Origin of the sequence: Embleya hyalina (assembly GCF_003967355.1) — a bacterium.
In the GTDB taxonomy this organism is placed as follows: domain Bacteria; phylum Actinomycetota; class Actinomycetes; order Streptomycetales; family Streptomycetaceae; genus Embleya; species Embleya hyalina.
On the sequence record NZ_BIFH01000021.1, the window covers coordinates 151339 to 169378 of the forward strand.

16 protein-coding genes are annotated in these 18040 nt (G+C 72.6%); 9 read left to right on the forward strand and 7 right to left on the reverse strand.

Annotated features, from left to right (window positions below; genetic code table 11):
* The first annotated feature begins 9 nt into the window (after nucleotides 1-9).
* From EMA17_RS21355 to EMA17_RS21375, 5 genes are all read left to right on the forward strand, one after another.
* Nucleotides 10-1014: an ABC transporter permease gene (locus EMA17_RS21355; protein ID WP_174861409.1), complete on the forward strand. Its 1005-nt coding sequence runs from the start codon at nucleotides 10-12 to the stop codon at nucleotides 1012-1014.
* A gap of 53 nt (nucleotides 1015-1067) precedes the next feature.
* A complete protein-coding gene (locus tag EMA17_RS21360; RefSeq protein WP_126638682.1) occupies nucleotides 1068-2828 on the forward strand; it encodes an ABC transporter substrate-binding protein in 1761 nt (586 codons plus the stop codon).
* 140 nt (nucleotides 2829-2968) lie between these two features.
* Nucleotides 2969-3943 (forward strand): ABC transporter permease, encoded by a 975-nt coding sequence (locus EMA17_RS21365; protein WP_126638683.1) that lies wholly within the window; start codon nucleotides 2969-2971, stop codon nucleotides 3941-3943.
* Nucleotides 3943-5013: an ABC transporter ATP-binding protein gene (locus EMA17_RS21370; RefSeq protein WP_126638684.1), complete on the forward strand. Its 1071-nt coding sequence runs from the start codon at nucleotides 3943-3945 to the stop codon at nucleotides 5011-5013. Before EMA17_RS21365 ends, EMA17_RS21370 begins: the two co-directional genes overlap by 1 nt.
* Complete coding sequence (locus tag EMA17_RS21375; protein WP_126638685.1) at nucleotides 5010-6029, forward strand: ABC transporter ATP-binding protein; 1020 nt, start codon at nucleotides 5010-5012, stop codon at nucleotides 6027-6029. Before EMA17_RS21370 ends, EMA17_RS21375 begins: the two co-directional genes overlap by 4 nt.
* Before the next feature lie 114 nt (nucleotides 6030-6143).
* On the opposite strand, the gene EMA17_RS21380 is transcribed toward EMA17_RS21375, so the two are convergent.
* The 4 genes from EMA17_RS21380 to EMA17_RS21395 form a co-directional block, all read right to left on the reverse strand.
* On the reverse strand, nucleotides 6144-6413 hold the full coding sequence (locus tag EMA17_RS21380; protein ID WP_126638686.1) for a hypothetical protein: 270 nt from the start codon (nucleotides 6411-6413) through the stop codon (nucleotides 6144-6146).
* A 68-nt stretch (nucleotides 6414-6481) separates the two neighbouring features.
* Nucleotides 6482-7840, reverse strand: a complete 1359-nt coding sequence (locus EMA17_RS21385; RefSeq protein WP_246126805.1) for a sensor histidine kinase — start codon at nucleotides 7838-7840, stop codon at nucleotides 6482-6484.
* Complete coding sequence (locus EMA17_RS21390; RefSeq protein ID WP_126638687.1) at nucleotides 7837-8517, reverse strand: response regulator transcription factor; 681 nt, start codon at nucleotides 8515-8517, stop codon at nucleotides 7837-7839. The genes EMA17_RS21385 and EMA17_RS21390 overlap by 4 nt, the downstream gene beginning before the upstream one ends.
* Nucleotides 8518-8730: 213 nt before the next feature.
* Nucleotides 8731-9855 carry an MBL fold metallo-hydrolase gene (locus EMA17_RS21395; RefSeq protein ID WP_126638688.1) on the reverse strand — a complete coding sequence of 375 codons (1125 nt, stop codon included), beginning with the start codon at nucleotides 9853-9855 and terminating at the stop codon, nucleotides 8731-8733.
* Between the two features lie 221 nt (nucleotides 9856-10076).
* Here EMA17_RS21395 and EMA17_RS21400 point away from each other — a divergent pair, with 221 nt between their 5' ends.
* The gene (locus EMA17_RS21400) at nucleotides 10077-11522 is read left to right on the forward strand and encodes an amidase (RefSeq protein ID WP_126638689.1); all 1446 of its coding nucleotides are present in this window, start codon (nucleotides 10077-10079) and stop codon (nucleotides 11520-11522) included.
* Here the strand turns inward: EMA17_RS21400 and EMA17_RS55990 are convergent.
* Nucleotides 11439-11852, reverse strand: coding sequence for a hypothetical protein (locus tag EMA17_RS55990; RefSeq protein ID WP_371863028.1), 414 nt, complete (start codon nucleotides 11850-11852; stop codon nucleotides 11439-11441). The genes EMA17_RS21400 and EMA17_RS55990 overlap by 84 nt on opposite strands.
* A gap of 339 nt (nucleotides 11853-12191) precedes the next feature.
* Between EMA17_RS55990 and EMA17_RS21410 the strand changes: the two genes are divergently transcribed.
* The gene (locus tag EMA17_RS21410) at nucleotides 12192-12638 is read left to right on the forward strand and encodes a MarR family winged helix-turn-helix transcriptional regulator (protein ID WP_126638691.1); all 447 of its coding nucleotides are present in this window, start codon (nucleotides 12192-12194) and stop codon (nucleotides 12636-12638) included.
* 88 nt (nucleotides 12639-12726) lie between these two features.
* Here the strand turns inward: EMA17_RS21410 and EMA17_RS21415 are convergent, their stop codons facing one another.
* Together EMA17_RS21415 and EMA17_RS21420 are read right to left on the reverse strand one after the other, a co-directional pair.
* Nucleotides 12727-13227, reverse strand: coding sequence for a cupin domain-containing protein (locus EMA17_RS21415; RefSeq protein WP_126638692.1), 501 nt, complete (start codon nucleotides 13225-13227; stop codon nucleotides 12727-12729).
* A gap of 96 nt (nucleotides 13228-13323) precedes the next feature.
* A complete protein-coding gene (locus tag EMA17_RS21420) occupies nucleotides 13324-13731 on the reverse strand; it encodes a DUF2267 domain-containing protein (protein WP_126638832.1) in 408 nt (135 codons plus the stop codon).
* A 768-nt stretch (nucleotides 13732-14499) separates the two neighbouring features.
* On the opposite strand from EMA17_RS21420, the gene EMA17_RS21425 reads away from it, so the two are divergent.
* On the forward strand, nucleotides 14500-15936 hold the full coding sequence (locus tag EMA17_RS21425) for an exonuclease/endonuclease/phosphatase family protein (RefSeq protein ID WP_126638693.1): 1437 nt from the start codon (nucleotides 14500-14502) through the stop codon (nucleotides 15934-15936).
* Between the two features lie 38 nt (nucleotides 15937-15974).
* Nucleotides 15975-17981, forward strand: a complete 2007-nt coding sequence (locus tag EMA17_RS21430) for a phosphocholine-specific phospholipase C (protein WP_126638694.1) — start codon at nucleotides 15975-15977, stop codon at nucleotides 17979-17981.
* Nucleotides 17982-18040 lie beyond the last annotated feature (59 nt).

Genomic DNA, 18040 nt, shown 5'->3' on the forward strand with positions numbered 1-18040 from the left:
CCGCCAAACATGACCACCCTCGCGCCCCCCACGGATCCGCCGGTCGAGGAGGATCCGCCCGCCACCCGACCGGCCCCCACCGGGCTGCGCCCCTCGCAACTCGCCTGGCGTCGCTTCCGGCGCGACCGCACCGGGATCGCCGCCGCCTGCGTCGTCGCCGTCTTCGTCGTCGCGGGCCTCGGCGCACCGCTGTTCGCCAAGCTCTACGGCAAGGACCCGTACACCACCTACGGCCAGAACCGCCCCGGCCTGCTCAACGAGTTCGGCTTCCCCATCGCCCCCAACGGCGGCATGTCCGGCGAGTTCTGGCTCGGCCTCGAACCCGGCCTCGGCCGGGACGTGCTCACCCAACTCCTGTACGGCATCCGCACCTCGCTGCTCATCTCGCTCGCCGTGGTCGCGGTGGTCACCGTGCTCGGGGTGCTGGTCGGGGTGACCGCCGGATACCTGGGGGGCGGCACCGACTTCGTGGTCGGCCGGGTGATCGACGTGATGCTCAGCTTCCCCTCGACGCTGTTCTTCATCGCCTTCACGCCGGTGGTCACCTCGCTGCTCACCGAGCCCGGCGAACAGATGTCCTCGGTCCTGCGGGCGGGGGTGATCATCGCCGTGCTCGCCGCGTTCGGCTGGGCCTCGGTGGCCCGCCTGCTGCGCGGTCAGGTGTTGTCCCTGCGCAGCCGCGAATACGTCGAGGCCGCCCGGGTGATCGGGGCCTCGCCCGGCCGCGTGGTGTTGCGCGAACTGCTGCCCAACCTGGTCACCCCGATCCTGGTCAGCGCCTCGATGGCGGTGCCGACCTACGTGACCACCGAGGCGGCCCTGTCCTACCTCGGCGTGGGCATGGTCGAACCCACCCCCGACTGGGGGCGGATGTTGCTCAAGGGCGCCGAGGTCTACAAGACCGACATCACCTACATGTGCGTGCCGGGCATCTCGATGCTCGTCTTCGTCGTCGCCTTCAACCTGCTCGGCGACTCGGTCCGCGACGCGCTCGACCCGAAGAGCGATCGCTGACCACCGCGCTTCCCGCGATACCGCACCGGCACGGCAAACCCTCGGAAGGAACCATGACCCTGCGCACCGGTACCACCAGAGCCACGCTCGTCACGCTGGTCCTCGCCCTCGGCGCGGCGGCGTGTTCCGGCGGCGGCGGCAGCTCCGACGGCGGAGGGCCCGGCAAGGGCGCCGCCCCCAAGGCCCAGGTCCGCGCGGTGTCGATCGGCACCGCCGCCGAGTCGAAGGGTCCGGCCAAGGAACTCCCCGGCGCCAAGCCGGGCGGCACCGCCACGGTCCTGGAGCGGGCCGACTTCAACCACCTCGACCCGGCGCGCGTCTACGTCTCGCACGAGCAGACCGCCGAACTGCTGATCACGCGGCAACTCACCACGTACAGGCAGGAGGGCGACCACACCACGCTGGTCGGCGACCTGGCCACCGACACCGGCACCAGCCCCGACGGCGGCAAGACCTGGACCTTCACCCTCAAGGACGGGCTCAAGTACGAGGACGGGTCGCCGATCACCGCGCAGGACGTCAAGTACGGCATCGAGCGCTCGTTCGCCAAGGAGATCACCGGCGGACCGACCTGGATCCAGGAATGGCTGGTCGGCAACACCGACTTCCGCTCGGTGTACGACGGCCCGTACGGCGGCCGCGAGTTGGACGCGATCAAGACCCCCGACGCGCGGACCGTCACGTTCACGCTGCCCGCGCCGCGCGGCGACTTCCCGTTCGCGGTGGCGATGCACACCAGCACCCCGGTGCCGCGCGCCAAGGACACCAAACTCGAGTACGACAAGCGCCCGTTCTCCAGCGGCCCCTACAAGATCTCCGGGCGTGAGATCGACAAGTCCATGACCATGGTGCGCAACGAGCACTGGGACCCGAACACCGACGCGGTCCGCCACGCCTACCCCGACCAGTGGAAGTTCGAGTTCGGCGCGTCCAACCAGCAGATCAACGAGCGGCTGATCGCGGCCAACGGCAACGACCGCAGCGCGATGACCTTCCGTGTGGCGGTCGGTCGCGAGGTGGCCCAACAGGTGCTCACCACCCCGGAGTTGAAGGCCCGCACGGCGGACGCGGCCACCCCGTACACCGAATACTTCGAGATGAACAACCGGCGCCTGACCAACCCGAAGGTGCGCCAGGCGCTGATCGCGGCGTTCCCCAAGGAGCAGGTGCGGCAGATCCTCGGCGGGCCCGCCTACGGCGAGTTCGCCACCACGCTGATGGGCCCGACGGTGCTCGGCTTCGAGTCCTACGACCTGGCGGGCGTGCCGCCCACGGGTGATGTGAACAAGGCCAGGCAACTGCTCGCCGAGGCCGGCACGCCCAACCCCACCATCACCTACGCGTACAGCCAGACCCCCATGTGGGAGCAGGTCTCGGTGACCATCGTCCAGGCCCTCCAGCAGGCCGGCTTCAAGGTGGTCCCGCAGCCGATCAACGACAAGAGCTACTACACCGAGATCGGCCGGATGGACAACAAGTACGACCTGTACTGGAGCGGTTGGGGCGCCGACTGGCCGAGCGCGGCGACCGTGCTCCCGGCCAAGTTCGACGGCCGCAAGATCATGGACGACGGCTCCGTGTACAGCCTGTACGGCAACCCGGCGATGAGCACCGAGATGGACCGGATCACCTCGATGTCGGACGTGGTCGCCGCGGGCAAGGAGTGGTCGAACCTGGAGAAGAGGATCATGGCCGACGCCCCGGTGGTGCCGTTCGTCTACCGGCGCCAACTGACCCTGTACGGCCCCGGCCTGGGCGGCGTGCGGGTCGGCTTCATCGGCTCGACCTACCCGATCGACGTCTGGGTCAAGTAGCCCCGGGCGAGGCGGCCCCGGCCCCGGCTTCGGCCGGCGGCGCGAGCGGGAAGGTTCCCCCCTTCCCGCCCGCGGCACCCGCGCCGCCGCCGGGCCGCCCGGCCACTTCCCGGTCCGACCTCCAGTGAGGGCCCATCCCCATGTTCCGATTCCTGGTGCAGCGACTGCTCGGCGCGGCGCTGATCCTGTTCGTCGTCTTCACCGTCACCTTCTTCCTGTTCTTCGCCATGCCGGACGACCCGGCACGGCTGTCCTGCGGCAAGACCTGCACCCCCGAGACGCTGGCACTGATCCGTCGCGACCTCGGCCTGGACGAGTCCGTGCCGATGCAGTACTGGCACTACATCGTCGGCGTCTTCGCCGGCCGCGACTTCGGCACCTCGCACTGCTCCGCGCCGTGCCTGGGCTACTCGTTCGTCAACCACGAACCGGTCCTCGACACCCTGCTCGACCGTTTCCCGGCCACCCTGTCGCTGGCGCTCGGCGCCTCGGTGATCTTCCTCGGCGTCGGCGTCATGATCGGCATGCTCGCGGCGCTGCGGCGCGGCACCTGGCTGGACAAGTCCACCATGGCGCTGTCGCTGATCGGCGCCTCGGTGACGATCCAGTTCCTCGGCGTGATCGCCCGATACGTGCTGGTCGACCAACTGCGCTGGTTGCCCAAACCCGAATACCTCCCGTTCACCGGTGATCCCGGCGGCTGGATGGGCGGGTTGTTGCTGCCGTGGCTGACACTGGCCTGCGTCCAGGCCGCGGTGTACGCCCGACTGACCCGCGCGTCGATGATCGACGCGCTCGGCGAGGACCACGTGCGCACCGTGCGGGCCAAGGGATTGACGTCGCGTCAGGTCTACCTCAAACACGCGTGGCGCGGCGCGATCACCCCGGTGGTCACCGTGTACGGCATCGAACTGGGCGTGTTGCTCGGCGGCGCGGTGGTCACCGAGACCACCTTCAACATCCCCGGCATCGGCAAGCTCGCGGTCAACGCGGTCGCCAACTCCGACCTGCCGATGATCACCGGAGTGGTGCTGATCGCCGCCACCGCCATGGTGCTCGCCAACGTCGCGGTGGACGCCGTGTACGCCGTCATCGACCCCCGGGTGCGTGTGTGATGACCTCTCCGCTGCTTGCGGTCCGCGACCTGCGGGTCCGCTTCGCCACCGAGGGCGGCGTGGTCAAGGCCGTCGACGGTGTCTCCTTCGACGTCGAACGCGGCCGCACCCTCGGCATCGTCGGCGAGTCCGGCTCGGGCAAGAGCGTCACCAACCTCACCCTCCTGGGCCTGCACAACCCGGCGCGCACCACCGTCGAGGGCAGTGCCGTCCTGGACGGCACCGAACTGGTCGGCGCGTCCGAACGCACCCTGCGGGACCTGCGCGGACAACGCGTGTCGATGGTCTTCCAGGACCCGCTCACCGCGCTCTCCCCCTACTACACGGTCGGCGCGCAGATCGTGGAGACCTACCGCCGGCATACCGGCGCCGGCCGCCGCGAGGCGCTCGACCGGGCGATCGAGATGCTGGACCGGGTCGGCATTCCCCAGGCCGCCCGACGCGCCCGGGAGTATCCGCACCTGTTCTCCGGCGGTATGCGCCAGCGCGCGATGATCGCCATGGCGCTGGTGTGCGAACCCGACCTGCTGATCGCCGACGAACCCACCACCGCGCTCGACGTCACCGTCCAGGCCCAGATCCTCGACCTGCTCGGCGAACTCCAGGCACAACTGGGCACCGCGATCATCCTGGTCACGCACGACCTCGGCGTGGTCGCCGACGTCGCCGACGAGGTGCTGGTGATGTATGCCGGGCGGGCGGTCGAACTCGGCCCGGCCACCCGGGTGTTGGAGACCCCGAAACACCCGTACACCCGGGGCCTGCTCGCCTCGGTGCCGCGGCTGTCCGATCCGTTGGACCGCCCGCTGCGACCGGTCCCCGGCGCACCGCCCAGCCTGCTCGCGCCGCCGCCCGGCTGCGCCTTCCACCCGCGCTGCGACCAGGTGATCGCGGGGCCCGGATCGCCGTGCCGCACCCGGGCGCCGGTGCTCGTCGGGGTGGGCGACAGCGGACACGAGGCCGCCTGTCACCTGGAGGCGGGGGCCGGGGCGGCGGGAGTCGGTTCGGCGGAACGGGAGCGGGAGCGGGCGCAGGTGCCCGACGCGCGAGAAGGCGGGAAGAACCCATGAGCACATCCGAGGCGCCGCTGCTCGAAGTGGCGGGACTGACCAAACACTTCCCCGGGCCGCGCAGTCTGCTCCGCCGCCGAGTCGGAGCCGTCCGCGCGGTGGACGGCATCGACCTCACCGTCGAGGCCGGGGAGAGCATCGGCCTGGTCGGCGAGTCGGGCTGCGGCAAGTCGACCACCGGGCGGCTGATCACCCGTCTGCTCGAACCGAGCGGGGGCACGATCCGGTACCGGGGCCAGGACATCACGCACGCCTCGCGCCGCGAACTGGCGCCGATCCGCGCGCAGATCCAGATGGTCTTCCAGGACCCGTACTCGTCGCTGAACCCCCGGCACACCATCGGCGGCATCCTGCGCGCCCCGCTGGACGTCAACAACATCGACCCACCCGGCGGTCGACGCGAGCGGGTCCGGGAACTCCTCGACACCGTCGGCCTCAACCCCGAGCACTACAACCGCTTTCCGCACGAGTTCTCCGGCGGACAGCGGCAACGCATCGGGATCGCGAGGGCGTTGGCCGCCGGGCCCAAGCTGATCGTGGCCGACGAGCCGGTCTCCGCGCTGGACGTGTCCATTCAGGCGCAGGTGATCAACCTGCTCGCCGACCTGCGGCGCGACCTGGGCATCGCGTTCGTGTTCATCGCGCACGACCTGGCCGTGGTCCGGCACTTCTGCGACCGGGTCGTGGTGATGTACCTGGGCCGGGTGGTGGAGAGCGCGGAACGCGGCGCGCTGTACGAGGACGCGCATCACCCGTACACGCACGCCCTGTTGTCGGCGGTGCCCGGCGCGGTCGGGCCGGGCGGCGGCCGGCGCGAACGCATCCGGCTGACCGGCGACGTGCCCAGTCCGATCAACCCGCCCTCGGGCTGCCACTTCCGGACCCGCTGCCACAAGGCGCGGGACGTGTGCGCGACGACCGTGCCGCCGCTGACCGCCCTGGCGGGGGATCCCGGACATCGGGTGGCCTGCCACTTCCCGTCACCCGCCGAGACGTTGGCGTCGGTGCGGGGATAGGACCCCGGTCGGACGGGGGTCGGCCGGACGGGGGGACGAGGGCGGGGCGGGCGGCCGGTCATGGCTTTGGCGGGCCGCCCGCCCCGTGAGGGCGCCGGTGAAGGGTCCTTCCCTTCACCGACGTTCGGTGTTCCTGTGCCACCACCGCCAGGCCCGCTCCACCGGCTGCCAGGCGGGGTTGCCCACCGATTCGACGGTGGGCCGACGCGGCGCCGGTTGGTCATGCCGGGCGGCGTCGGGACCGAACACCGCGGCCGGAACCACGATCACGACCACCACGGCCACCACGATCGGCACCAGCACCCGGTGGGCGGTGCGGGACGGGCGTTTCGGGCGGCGGGCGTCGGAGCGGCGGGAGTCGCCGTGGCCGGGGGTGACGGACATGGGGAGAGTGTGGCGCGGGGTTCATGAGGATTTCGTGATGCGGCCGCGGCAGGCGTCGCCGGGCCGGGTCAGGGCTCGCGGGGTTCGGGGGGTTCGCAGGGCGCTTCGGGGTGGGATTCCGGGGCCGGTTCGGCCGGCAGGCGCAGTTCGGCCACGGCGCCGCCGCCGGGGGCGTCGGTGATGCGGGCGGTGCCGCCGTGCAGGTCGGCCACCCAGCGCACGATCGCCAGGCCGATTCCCGTACCGCCCGTCGGGCCCGTCGCGCGTCGCTCGAAGACCCGTTCGCGGTCGCCCTCGGCCACCCCGGGCCCGCGGTCGCGCACCCGCACCGCGCCGTCCCCGACCTCGACGTCGATCGCGGCCTCGCCGCCGCCGTGCTTGAGCGCGTTGTCCACCAGATTGCGCACCGCCTGGGCCAACAACTCCGGATCGCCGCGCACCACGGTCGGCTCGGTCCGCACCACGAACCGCGCCCCGGAGGGGGGCAGTTCGTCCACCACCTGCTCGACCAGCTGATCGAGCCGCAGCGCCTCGCGCTCCACCTCCTGCGTCCCGGCCTGGACCCGGGCCCGCACCAGCAACCCGGTGACCAACCGGCCCAGCTGATCCACCAGGCGCGTCGCGCGGGCCAGTTCCCTCGGCGCGGTGTCCGGCGCCGCCGCGCCCGCCGAGGTGACCAGACGCAACGTGGCCAACGGGGTGCGCAGTTCGTGCGCGGCCTCGGACAGGAACTGCTCCTGCTGCTCCAGGGTGCGCAGCGCGGGCCGCATGCTGCGCCCGGACAGCAGGTGCCCGGCCAGGCCCGCCGCCGCGGCCAGGGCGAGACAGCCCAGGAACAACCAGCGCACGAGCCGGTCGTGGTCGCGCCGACCGGGCCCCGGGTCGGCGACGGCGATCAGCGCCGCGTCGATACGATCGGCCTCCCACACCGGCGCCGCGGCCACCCGCACCGTACGGCCGTCGCGCCCCTCGGCGTCCCAGGCCACCGCCGACTGCGCCTCCCGGGCGTCCGCGCCGATCCGGGTGAGCTGCTCCGCGCTCGGCAGCAGCGGCGAGTCGGCGGGTTCGGCGTAGGAGCGTCGGGGCACCCCGGCCGGATCCCATTCGACCACGGCGATCGCCACGTCCCCCTCGACGAGTTCGTCCTCGTGCAGCGAGTCCAGCCGCAGCGTCCCGTCCTCGTAGTAGAGGGCCCGGGACAGGCCCGACACGCGGCGGTCGAGGTCGTTGTCCAGCTCACGGTCCCGGGACTGGCCGTCGATGGAGCCGGCGACCACCGCGAGCACGACCAGACAGACCGCCGTGGTGAGGGTGAACAGCGCGGTCAGCGTCCAGCGCAGGCGGCGCAGCCGGGTGACGGCGGGACGGATGGGCCGGGTGGGCGAGGGGTTCGGTGCCTCGGCCGCCGATCGTGCGCGGGATCTCACGGGGCGCCGGTCGCTTCGTCCGCGCCGATCACGAAGCCGACGCCGCGCACCGTCCCGATCAGGGCCGGCGGGCCGAGTTTGCGGCGCAGTTGGGCGATCACCGCGTCCACGACGTTGGACATCGGCTCGGCCATCTCGTCCCAGCAGCACTCGATCAGATCGGCACGCGGCACCACCCGTCCGGCGCGGGCCGTCAGCAGTTCCAGGACCGCGAACTCCTTCACGGTCAGCGTGAGCAGCACCCCGGCCCGGCGCACCCGGCGCCGGGCGGTGTCGATCTCGACGTCCCCGACCACCGAGACCGGCGGCCGGGGCTGCTCCGCGCGGCGGCACAACGCACGTACCCGGGCAGCCAGTTCCTCGAAAACGAACGGCTTGACGAGGTAGTCGTCGGCGCCGCCGTCGAAGCCCGCGAGCCGGTCGGGCACGGCGTCCATCGCGGTCAGCATCAGCACCGGCGTACGTGCGCCCGCCGCGCGCAGCCGGCGGACCAGGTCCAGCCCGTCCCCGTCGGGCAGTCCGCGATCGACGACCAAACAGTCGTAGCTGTTGACCGCGATCTTCAGGTCGGCGTCGCCGATGTGCCCGGCCGCGTCCACCGCGAACCCGACCGTCTGCAATCCGGACACCACGGCCCGACCCAGTTCCGCATCGTCCTCCACCACGAGCACACGCATGGCCGCGAGCCTAGGCCCTGTCCGGCGGATCCCGCTGGGGTCGCGCCGCCCGGCACCGCACCTCGGCGCGCCGGAGAAGCAGCCGAATGGAACCACTATGCGGCTGCTTCTCCGGCACGCCGATGCACGGCACCGGACGACGCGACCCGATCCACCGGGATCCGCCGGACAGGGCCTGGGCCCTGTCCGGCGGATCCCGGTGGATCACCCGCTTCACGCGGGTGCGGGACCTCGGCTGAGCTCCCACCACGGGCTCACCTGGCCGGCGTCGTCGGTGTCGACCCGATCCCCGGGGCGGGGCACGGCCAGCCGTACGTCCTTGGCCTTGGCCTCCTGCCACAGCCGATCGACCGGTTCGGCCCACGGGTGCAGGGCGAGGTCGAAGGTCGCCCAGTGCACCGGGAGGAGCACCTTGCCGCCCAGGTCCAGGTGGGCGGTGACGGCCTCCTCGGGGTTCATGTGGATGTCGGGCCAGCTCGGGCTGTACGCGCCGATCGGCATCAGGGTCAGGTCGAACGGGCCGTGCGCGGCGCCGATCCGGGCGTAGCCGTCGAAGTATCCGGAGTCCCCGGCGTAGAACACCCGGCGCTCGGCGCCCGCGACCACCCACGAGCCCCACAGCGTGTCGTTGCGACGCAGCGTGCGGCCGGAGAAGTGGCGGGCCGCGGTGGCGGTGAAGCGCAGGCCGGCGACCGTGGCGTCCTCCTCCCAGTCGAGTTCGACGATGCGGTCGGCGGGGACGTCCCAGCGCTCCAGGTGGGCGCCGATGCCGAGCGGGACGAGGAAGGGCGCGGTCTGGGTCGCGGTGAGCGCGCGCACGGTGGCGCGGTCGAGGTGGTCGTAGTGGTCGTGCGAGATGACCACCGCGTCCACAGTGGGCAGCGCGGCGAGCGGCACCGGCAGCGGATGCATCCGGCGCGGCCCGACCAGCTGGGACGGGGAGACCCGGTCGCTCCACACCGGGTCGAAGAGCACCCGGCGCCCCTCGATCTCGACCAGGGTGGTCGCGTGGCCGTACCAGACAGCGCTCACCCCGTGCGCGGACTGCGGCACGGTCGGGGCGGCGACCAGCGGTACGGGCGCGGCGGGTCGCCGCAGGTCACGGTCGCGGAGCAGGGCCGCGATCAGCCCGGGCGCGCTGCCGGCCGCGACCAGGGCGGCGGGTACGGGATTGTGGAACGCGCCGTCGCGGAACTGCGGCGAGCGCCGCATGCGGGCCAGTCGTTCGCCGTCGGCCGTGCCGCCGAGCTCCGCCGGAACATCCCGCAACGCCCAGCCGGCGGCGGCCAGCGCCAGCCCACCCGCGACCAATCGCCCCGCCGATCGGAATCCCGCCATCGATCACACTCTCCTCGTGTCGTCCTCAGGCACTTCAACCGACGACGCGGGTAACACGTTCCCCGATCCGCAAACCGACGCCTCCACCACGACCGCGCCGCTTGCACGCCCCGCCCCGCCGCCCCGCCGGCCGGCTTCATCGCGCCGGCTGTTGTATTCCCATTTGCTTGATTGCATCATGCAGTTGATGGATCAAGTCAAGCGAAGCGAGGGTGCACGCGATGGACACCGGTGAGTTGCTGGACGACCACGACGCGGTGGGGCTGGCCGATCTCGTCCGGCGCCGAGAGGTCGCGCCGACGGAACTGCTCGACGCGGTGCTGCGGCGGATCGAGGAGCGTGATCCGACGCTGCGCGCGTTCGTATCGACACGTGTCGACGCGGCCCGGGCGGAGGCGGCCGGGGAGTTGCCCGACGGTCCGCTGCGAGGGGTGCCGTTCGCGGTGAAGGACCTCGCCTGCGACGTGGCCGGCATGGTGAGCAGCCAGGGCTCCCGGTTGTTTGCCGACGCGGTCGCGGCGCGGGACGGTGCGCTGACCACGCGGTACCGGCGGGCCGGGTTGATCGTGGTCGGCAAGACGAACAGCCCCGAGTTCGGCAAGAACGCCAGTACCGAACCGCTCCTGCACGGCCCCTCGCACAACCCGTGGCGGACCACGCACTCCACCGGGGGCTCGTCCGGCGGTTCGGCCGCCGCCGTGGCCGGGGGCATCCTGCCGGCCGCGCACGCCAACGACGGCGGCGGCTCGATCCGGATCCCGGCCGCCTGCTGCGGGCTGTTCGGGCTCAAGCCGTCGCGGGGCCGGGTCCCCGACGACCACGGTCTGTCCGCCCTGGCCTACCCGCTGTCGGTCGCACACGCGGTCACCCGGACGGTCCGCGACTCGGCCGCGCTGCTCGACGTGGTCGCCGGACCGCTGCCGGGCGACCCGTACGCGGCGCTGCCGGCGCCCGCCGCCGGATCGTTCCTGGCCGCGCTCGAAGCCGCGCCCACCCGGCTGCGGGTGGGGTTCGCGACGGCCAACGTGGACGGGGTCGCCGCGCATCCGGCGGCGGTGCGCGCGGTGGAGCGCACCGCCGCGCTGCTCGCCGAACTGGGCCATCGGGTCGAGGAGGCCGCGCCGGTGTGGGACGGACCGGCCACGGGGCAGGCGCTCGGGCAGGTGATGTCGGCGGCGACGCACGTCCAGATCGAGGACCGGTTGGCCGAACTGGGGCGGGAGTTGCGGGCGGACGACATCGAGCCGTTCACCCGGGTGATCCACGAGCGGACGGCGGCGATGCGGGGGCCGGATCTGGTGCGGGCGCTGCAGACCGTGGTGCGGATCGGGCGGGAGGTGGCGCCGTTCTTCGAGGCGTACGACGTGTGGCTGAGCCCGACATTGGGTGTGCCGGTGCCCGAACTCGGCGTGCTGGACACGAGTGACCCGGCGAGCATGTACACGCACGCCGTGCGGATGACCTGGTTCACGTCGGTGTTCAACGTGACCGGACTGCCGTCGGCGAGTGTGCCGGCGGGCTTCGACGAGGCCGGGTTGCCGGTGGCGGTCCAGCTCACCGGACGGCTCGGCGCCGAGGCGCAACTACTGCGGGTGGCGGCGCAGTTGGAGGAGGCCGCACCGTGGCCCCGGCAGGCACCGTGGCCGCCGGCGGAGCTCGGCGCTTGATGCCGACGCCGCCGTAGCCCCGGACGTTCTCCACCGGGTCAGGCGGGTCCTCGGGTACGCCGTCCGGGTTTTGGCGCGGACGGATGCCCGGGGGCTCGACCGGGTCGAAACCGTCGAAGCGGGACGGGATGTCGGCGCAGCCGCGCATGGCCATCGGGCCGAGGCGTTCTGCCGTCCGGCGGCTCCGGCCCGCCCCCGGGCGGGCTCGGCGTCGGAGGAGACGTGCGACAGGATCGGCCTGCCGCCCGGCGCGAGGGCGTCGCGCAGCGTCGCGACGATTTCCGCCGGGCACTCCACGTCCTCGATCAAGCGCGGGATCGCGATCGGCATGACCGCGACCGGCGCGGCGAAGTCGATCACGTCGGTCACTCACTCCGCGCGCGGTCGGGATCGCCTTCGGGTCGCGCGGATCGGCCGGGTGAAGGTGGTGCGGCCCGGGCCGAGGCCGGTCGTCGGCGCGCGTCCGTGCACGAGCACGATCGGGGCCGGGGCGTGCTCGGCACGGGGCGCTCGGTGCGCCGAAGTGGTGTGACCGGGTGGGGTATCGGCGTCTGGCACGGCCTTTCGGGGATGACTGCGGCGAGATAGTAGCTATGTACATCATCGCCATGTACTGTATCCGTCATCAGCGCGGCCCTCCCGGGCCGCCCGAGAACCCACGGAGCAGTCATGACCATCGCCGCGCCCCCAATCACCCCCCGCGCCCTCGCGCTGGCGCACTACGCCGGGCGGGCCCTCCTCGAACGGGTCCTGGCCCGCCACGGGATCACCTTTCACCAGAGCGTCACGCTGCGGGTCGTCGCCGTCGCGGACGGGCCCGTCGGTCGCGACACGCTCGTCGGCGAGGTGACCGGTTCGCTGAAGGAGGCCGAGTCCGTGGTGCGCGGCGTCGTCGAGGAACTGGTGGCCGCGAAGCTGGTCGAGGCGGACCCGGCGGACGTGGCCCGCCTCCGACTCACCGACGCCGGGCGGAGGTCGTACGACACCACCTCGGTCGAGAGCGCCGAGATCTCCGCCCGCGTCTATGCCGACATCCCACCCGAGGACCTGGCCGCCGCGGGCCGCGTCCTGGCCACGATCGCGGAGCGCGCGAACGCCGAACTGGCCCGCACCTGAGCCGAGTTCGGCGCGGTCGGCGGGTCGGGGGCGGCCCGGTCGGGCACGGTCGTGAGGGCGGCTCGCGGGTTCTCGAAGGAATGGTGCGTCAGTCGGCCGGGTGGAAGTCGTACGGGAGTTCGTCGTAGACGTAATAGACGCAGTCGGCGCCCGGTGCGCATTGGCCCCAGTGCACGGCCTTGCCCAGGTAGGACAGGAAGTCGCCCGCGCCGACGCGGTGGCGCTTGTGGCCCTCGACGTTCCAGAGCACGGTGCCCGAGACGCCGACGACGTGTTCGGGGCTGGTGTGCCAGTGGGGGGCGAAGCGGGTGCCCGCCGCGAGCGTGAACATCGCCTCGGACGGGCCGGTCCTCGGGTCGCCGGCGAGTTGCACGTACGTGCAGCCGGCCAGGCCCTCGCACGGGGTGCCGACGCCGGGGCGGTGGTGGTGGTAGACGACCTTGTCGCGGCCCGTGGGCGTGGCGTCGGCCGCGGCCGAGGCGACGCTGCCCACGGTGAGGGCCGGGGCGAGGGCCAGGGCGGCCAGGAGGGCCCGGTTCCGCCGGTGACGTGTCCCTGTCCGTGGACGCGTCGTACGCGTTCGTGGCATGACGACTCCTCGAGAGTACGCAGGCCCGAAACGGTATTCGGACCGTGGTCCGCTTAATTTAGCGGACTGCGGTCCGTTTGTCTTCGTCGTGGTGCGTCATTCGAGGGGTCGGCCCGGTCGGGGTCGGCCGAAGAGCAGGTCGTAGCCCGGTGGAAGTTGCAGCAGCAGGCGGTTCATCAGGTCTTCGCCGGCGGCGTCGGCCACCACGCTCAGCACCGCCCCGACGTCCCACTGGGCGGTCTCGTCGGTGGCACCGTCGATCCAGGCGCCGGTCGCGCGGACGAAGCGCTCCGCGCTGAGCGGTTCGTGCGCCGGGAGCGGGTTGAGCAGTACCAGCGCGCAGGTCTCCGGCAATCGCGGGGCCAGTTCGGCACGTTCGCCGCCGACCAGATGGGCGCCCAGGAGGGCGAGTACGACACGGATGGCGCGTTCGGCCTCTTCGGGCGAGGAGTATTCGCCCCGTTCCCGGACTGCCGCGAGGAATGGTTCCCATCGCATCGGCATGTGCATCGGACCTTCTTTTCCTATCGGTCTGCGGTGCTCGGGGCCGCCGGCGGGCACGGGGCGCGGGTGCCTCGGAGCCTCGTTCGGCCCGGGTCGGCGCACGCGTCTTCGGGGCGGGAGCGGCGCGCCCGGGGTGTCGGGAAACCCCGGGGCCGGTCGCTCCGGGGCTTCCGCTCACGGAGCGGGTGCGTGCGGATGCGCATCGGTATGCGCGCGCCTCCTCGGGTCTCCGACGCGCACGGGGGTGGCCCCATCTATTTAACTCTCCACCTGACGCCGGCATGAACATCCACGACATATCGGTCTGGATCGTGCCGCCGAGCACCGCGCCGGTGTCGTCGCTCCCGGCCGCGGATTCACGCCCACCGGTCTTCGGTGGCGGGACGTGACCGGCCGCCTGCCGTCGGTCGTGGGTTCGAGCGGTCCCGGGGTGCGCCGGGTCTTCCCGTGAAGCTCGTTCGGGTGTGCGCGGGTGTTCATGTGCCGGACATCGGTCGCCGGCCTACTGAGCCGAACCGTTTGGCCAACTCGACTTCTGCCTGGAGTACTTCCGTGCCCACCACCCGTGGCCGCGACATACCGGTCCCCGCCGGTCGCGCGGCCGCGCTCGGGCACGGGTCGGGCATGGCGTGCGATTGCCGAGTGGTGGTCCTACGCGGCGCCGCCTGCCGGAACGTTCTCGGCTGAGTCTCCCCGAGTCGGTGTGCCGCACCACCCGGATGTCCTCGTACCACTGCCACCTCCCCGTACCGGAAAGGAATCGACGACATGTCTGGGAGCTCGCTCACCCTTGTGCGCCCCACCGCGCCGAAGGAGGGTGATCAACTGACCTTCCGCTTCGCCACCGACGCGCCGCACCCGAAGAACTGGGTCGGGGTGTACGACGGCGCCCGCGTACCGGGCAACGGGGCTTCGCTGGTCTGGAAGTACGTCACCACCGCCGAGGGCGAGGTGACCCTGGAGACCCAGGGGCTCACCGACGGGCCGTACACCGCCTACCTGTTGGCGGAGGACGGCTACGCGATCCTCGCGCGGAGCGCGCCGTTCGGCTTCGCGGCCCGGCCGGTGCCGCCGCGGCCCCGGTTCGCCGTCGACACCGTCACCACCTCGGCGGTGGTGGCGGGGGAGGCGGCCGTGGTGCGGTTGGCGGGCCTGTGGACCACGGCCGACGGGCGCCAGAACGGTCGGGGCGTCACGTTCCGGGCCCGCGGCGGCGACGGCTGGCTGAGCGTCGGCGCCGACGGCACCGTCACGGCCAAGGCCCCGCGCGCCGGCACGCACCGCCCCGGCGTGCTGACCGTCGAGGGCCGTGACGGGGCGACCGGGGCCACGTCGCAGGTCGCCGTCCAGGTGCCGGTGCGGCGCAACCCGCGCGGCATCGTGTTGAAGGTGGCCACCCTCGACGCCTGGGACGCGGGTCGGCACGTGGACGGCGCGCTCACCAAGCTGCTCCGACTCGTGCTCATCCAGGGCCTGGACGTGCTCGCCCTCCAGGACACCGGCGGCACGCTGGGTACTTCGCTGGCCGAGGCGCTGGGGTGGGCGGTGTACGAGGACCCGGGAGGGCTCGCGCTGATCAGCCGGTATCCGCTCGCCGACCCGCGTCCGGAGGGCCCGGATCTACCCGCGATCGCGGCCACGGTGCGGGCGCCGGGCGTGCGCGCCGTACGGGTGTGGAACGCGCGCCTGGACGAGGGCGACTACGGGCCGCTCGGGATCCGGCGGGGGCGCACCCCCGCGCAGGCGGAGGCGGCCGAGTGGGCGAGCCTGCGCTACCGGCAGGCGCAGAACCTGGTCGCCGCGATGGCCCCGGACCTGGGCGCGGCCCGGGACACCCCGGTGCTGCTCGCCGCCGCGCTGTCCTCGCCCTCGCACCTGGACTGGACGGTGCGGACCGCCGGCAGCCACGGCACGACCGGCCCGGTGCGCTGGCCGGTCACCCAACTGCTCGACCAGGCCCGCCTCGTCGACGTCTTCCGGGCCGCGCACCGCGATCCGGTCCGCGAGCCCGGCAACACCTGGTCGCCGGTGGACCCGGCCCAGCCCCAGGACCGGATCGACGCGCTGTACACGGCCGGGCCGCTGTCCGCCGACGAGGCGCACATCCTGGTCACCGGCTGGCCCAAGCCGATCCCGGACACGGCCGCGAACGGCTGGCCCAGCGACCATGCCGCCGCCGTGGCCACCTTCGGCGTCCGCGCCTGACTGCCCGTCAATTCCCTTTCCCGAAAGGTCGCTTCGCCATGACCGAGTTCAGCCGCCGCTCCTTCGTGGGGGCCTCCGCGGCCGTCGGCGCGGCCGGCGCGGTGGGTCTCACCGCGACGCCCGCGCAGGCGGATCCGGATCCGGCCGTGGACGCCGCCCGCCGGCCCGCGCCGGGCAGCATCAAGGACGTGCGCCACGTGGTGATCCTGATGCAGGAGAACCGCAGCTTCGACCACTACTTCGGCGCCCTCGCGGGCGTGCGGGGCTTCGCCGACCGGCAGGGGCTGGTCCTGCCGGGCGGCGGCGACGTGTTCCGCCAGCCGCACCCGGGCCGCACCGACGGCGGCTACCTGCTGCCGTACCGGATGGACTCCACCAAGTACAACGCGCAGAACGCCGGCGGCCTCCCGCACGACTGGACCACCGGGCACACCGCGGTCAACAACGGCGCGCAGAACCGCTGGGTGGCGGCCAAGGGCGAGCGGTCGATGGGCTACTTCACCCGGGAGGACATCCCGTACCAGTACGCCCTCGCCGACGCGTTCACCGTCTGCGACGCGTACTTCACCTCGCTCAACGGGCCCACCGACCCGAACCGGCTCTACCTGTGGTCGGGCACGGCGGGTCCCGGTCGGGACGGCACCACGGGGCCGTGGATCGACAACACCCCGGTGACGGACAACCCGGTCGCCGACTGGACCACCTACGCCGAGCGGCTGTCCGCCGCCGGGGTGAGCTGGCGGGTGTACCACAACCCGAGCAAGGACGAGCGCTACGGCGACTACGACGACAACGGACTGTCGTACTTCAAGCAGTTCCACGCCTTCGCCAAGGACGACCCGCGGTACGTGAACGCGATGACCAAGTGGGACCTGGGCGCGTTCGACGCGCACTGCAAGGACGGTACCCTGCCGACGGTCTCCTGGCTGGTCGCGCCGTATCTGTTCAGCGAACACCCCGACGCGGGGCCGAACTACGGGGCGCACTGGGTGAACACGGCGCTGCGGTCGCTGTTCGCCAACCCCGAGGTGTGGAAGCACACCGTGTTCCTGCTGATGTACGACGAGAACGACGGCTACTTCGACCACGTGGTGCCGCCGATGCCGGAGCCGGGTACGCCCGAGGAGTTCGTCGGCGGGCGGCCGATCGGTCTCGGGTCGCGGGTGCCGCTGTGGGTGGTCTCGCCGTGGAGCCGGGGCGGGCGGGTGAACTCGCAGGTGGCCGACCACACGTCGGTGCTGCGCTTTCTGGAGACGGTGACGGGGGTCGCGGAGCCCAACATATCCGCGTGGCGGCGCACCGTCTGCGGCGACCTGACCTCGTGCTTCGACTTCGCCGGGCCCGACTTCACGATCCCGGCGCTGCCGGACACGAACGAGCTGATCGCGAAGGCGGACGCGGCCAAGGCGCTGCCCGGCGTGCGGTTGCCCGAGCCCGGCGCCCAGCAGGTGCCGGTCCAGGAACCCGGCTACCGGCCGCATCGGCCGCTGCCGTATCGGCCGTGGGCGGACGCGACCGTGGACCGGGGCACCGGTCGGGTGGTCTGCACGCTGACCAACGAGGGCACGGTGGGCTACCACTTCACCGTGTTCCCGAACATCGCGCTGCCCTTCGCCGGCACGCCGTTCACGGTGGCGGCGGGCAAAAGCGCGACCTACGTGTGGGAGGCGGCGGGCACGGACGGCGCCTACGACTTCAGCGTGCACGGGGCGGACGGCTTCGTGCGCCGCTTCGCCGGCACCGTCGTGCGCGAGCCGCAGCGCGACATCGCGGTGCCGTCGGTCCGGGCCACGCTGCGCGGGCGCCGGCCGGACTCGGCCCGGCTCGACCTGCGGCTGGGCAACGACGGCGACACGGAGGTCCGCTTCACCATCACCCCGAACGACTTCGGCGGCACCGCCCGCGAACACTGGGTCGGCCCGCGCGCCCACGACTCGGTCTCCTGGCCCACCGACGAACACGGCCGCTACGACATCACGATCACCGCCCCCGACGGCTTCACCCGCCGCTACGCCGGCACGGTCCACCCCTCCGACCGCGACTGACCGGCCCGCCTTCCCCGGCCCCGGGTGTGCCGGGCCCGGGGGAGGGCGGCCCAGGATCG

Excerpts from the sequence above, each read along its gene's own strand:
- EMA17_RS21355 (WP_174861409.1), top strand. The coding sequence starts at position 10 with ATGACCACCCTCGCGCCCCCCACGGATCCGCCGGTCGAGGAGGATCCG.
- EMA17_RS21360 (WP_126638682.1), top strand. The coding sequence starts at position 1,068 with ATGACCCTGCGCACCGGTACCACCAGAGCCACGCTCGTCACGCTGGTC.
- EMA17_RS21365 (WP_126638683.1), top strand. The coding sequence starts at position 2,969 with ATGTTCCGATTCCTGGTGCAGCGACTGCTCGGCGCGGCGCTGATCCTG.
- EMA17_RS21370 (WP_126638684.1), top strand. The coding sequence starts at position 3,943 with ATGACCTCTCCGCTGCTTGCGGTCCGCGACCTGCGGGTCCGCTTCGCC.
- EMA17_RS21375 (WP_126638685.1), top strand. The coding sequence starts at position 5,010 with ATGAGCACATCCGAGGCGCCGCTGCTCGAAGTGGCGGGACTGACCAAA.
- EMA17_RS21380 (WP_126638686.1), bottom strand. The coding sequence starts at position 6,413 with ATGTCCGTCACCCCCGGCCACGGCGACTCCCGCCGCTCCGACGCCCGC.
- EMA17_RS21390 (WP_126638687.1), bottom strand. The coding sequence starts at position 8,517 with ATGCGTGTGCTCGTGGTGGAGGACGATGCGGAACTGGGTCGGGCCGTG.
- EMA17_RS21395 (WP_126638688.1), bottom strand. The coding sequence starts at position 9,855 with ATGGCGGGATTCCGATCGGCGGGGCGATTGGTCGCGGGTGGGCTGGCG.
- EMA17_RS21400 (WP_126638689.1), top strand. The coding sequence starts at position 10,077 with ATGGACACCGGTGAGTTGCTGGACGACCACGACGCGGTGGGGCTGGCC.
- EMA17_RS55990 (WP_371863028.1), bottom strand. The coding sequence starts at position 11,852 with ATGCCGATCGCGATCCCGCGCTTGATCGAGGACGTGGAGTGCCCGGCG.
- EMA17_RS21410 (WP_126638691.1), top strand. The coding sequence starts at position 12,192 with ATGACCATCGCCGCGCCCCCAATCACCCCCCGCGCCCTCGCGCTGGCG.
- EMA17_RS21415 (WP_126638692.1), bottom strand. The coding sequence starts at position 13,227 with ATGCCACGAACGCGTACGACGCGTCCACGGACAGGGACACGTCACCGG.
- EMA17_RS21420 (WP_126638832.1), bottom strand. The coding sequence starts at position 13,731 with ATGCCGATGCGATGGGAACCATTCCTCGCGGCAGTCCGGGAACGGGGC.
- EMA17_RS21425 (WP_126638693.1), top strand. The coding sequence starts at position 14,500 with ATGTCTGGGAGCTCGCTCACCCTTGTGCGCCCCACCGCGCCGAAGGAG.
- EMA17_RS21430 (WP_126638694.1), top strand. The coding sequence starts at position 15,975 with ATGACCGAGTTCAGCCGCCGCTCCTTCGTGGGGGCCTCCGCGGCCGTC.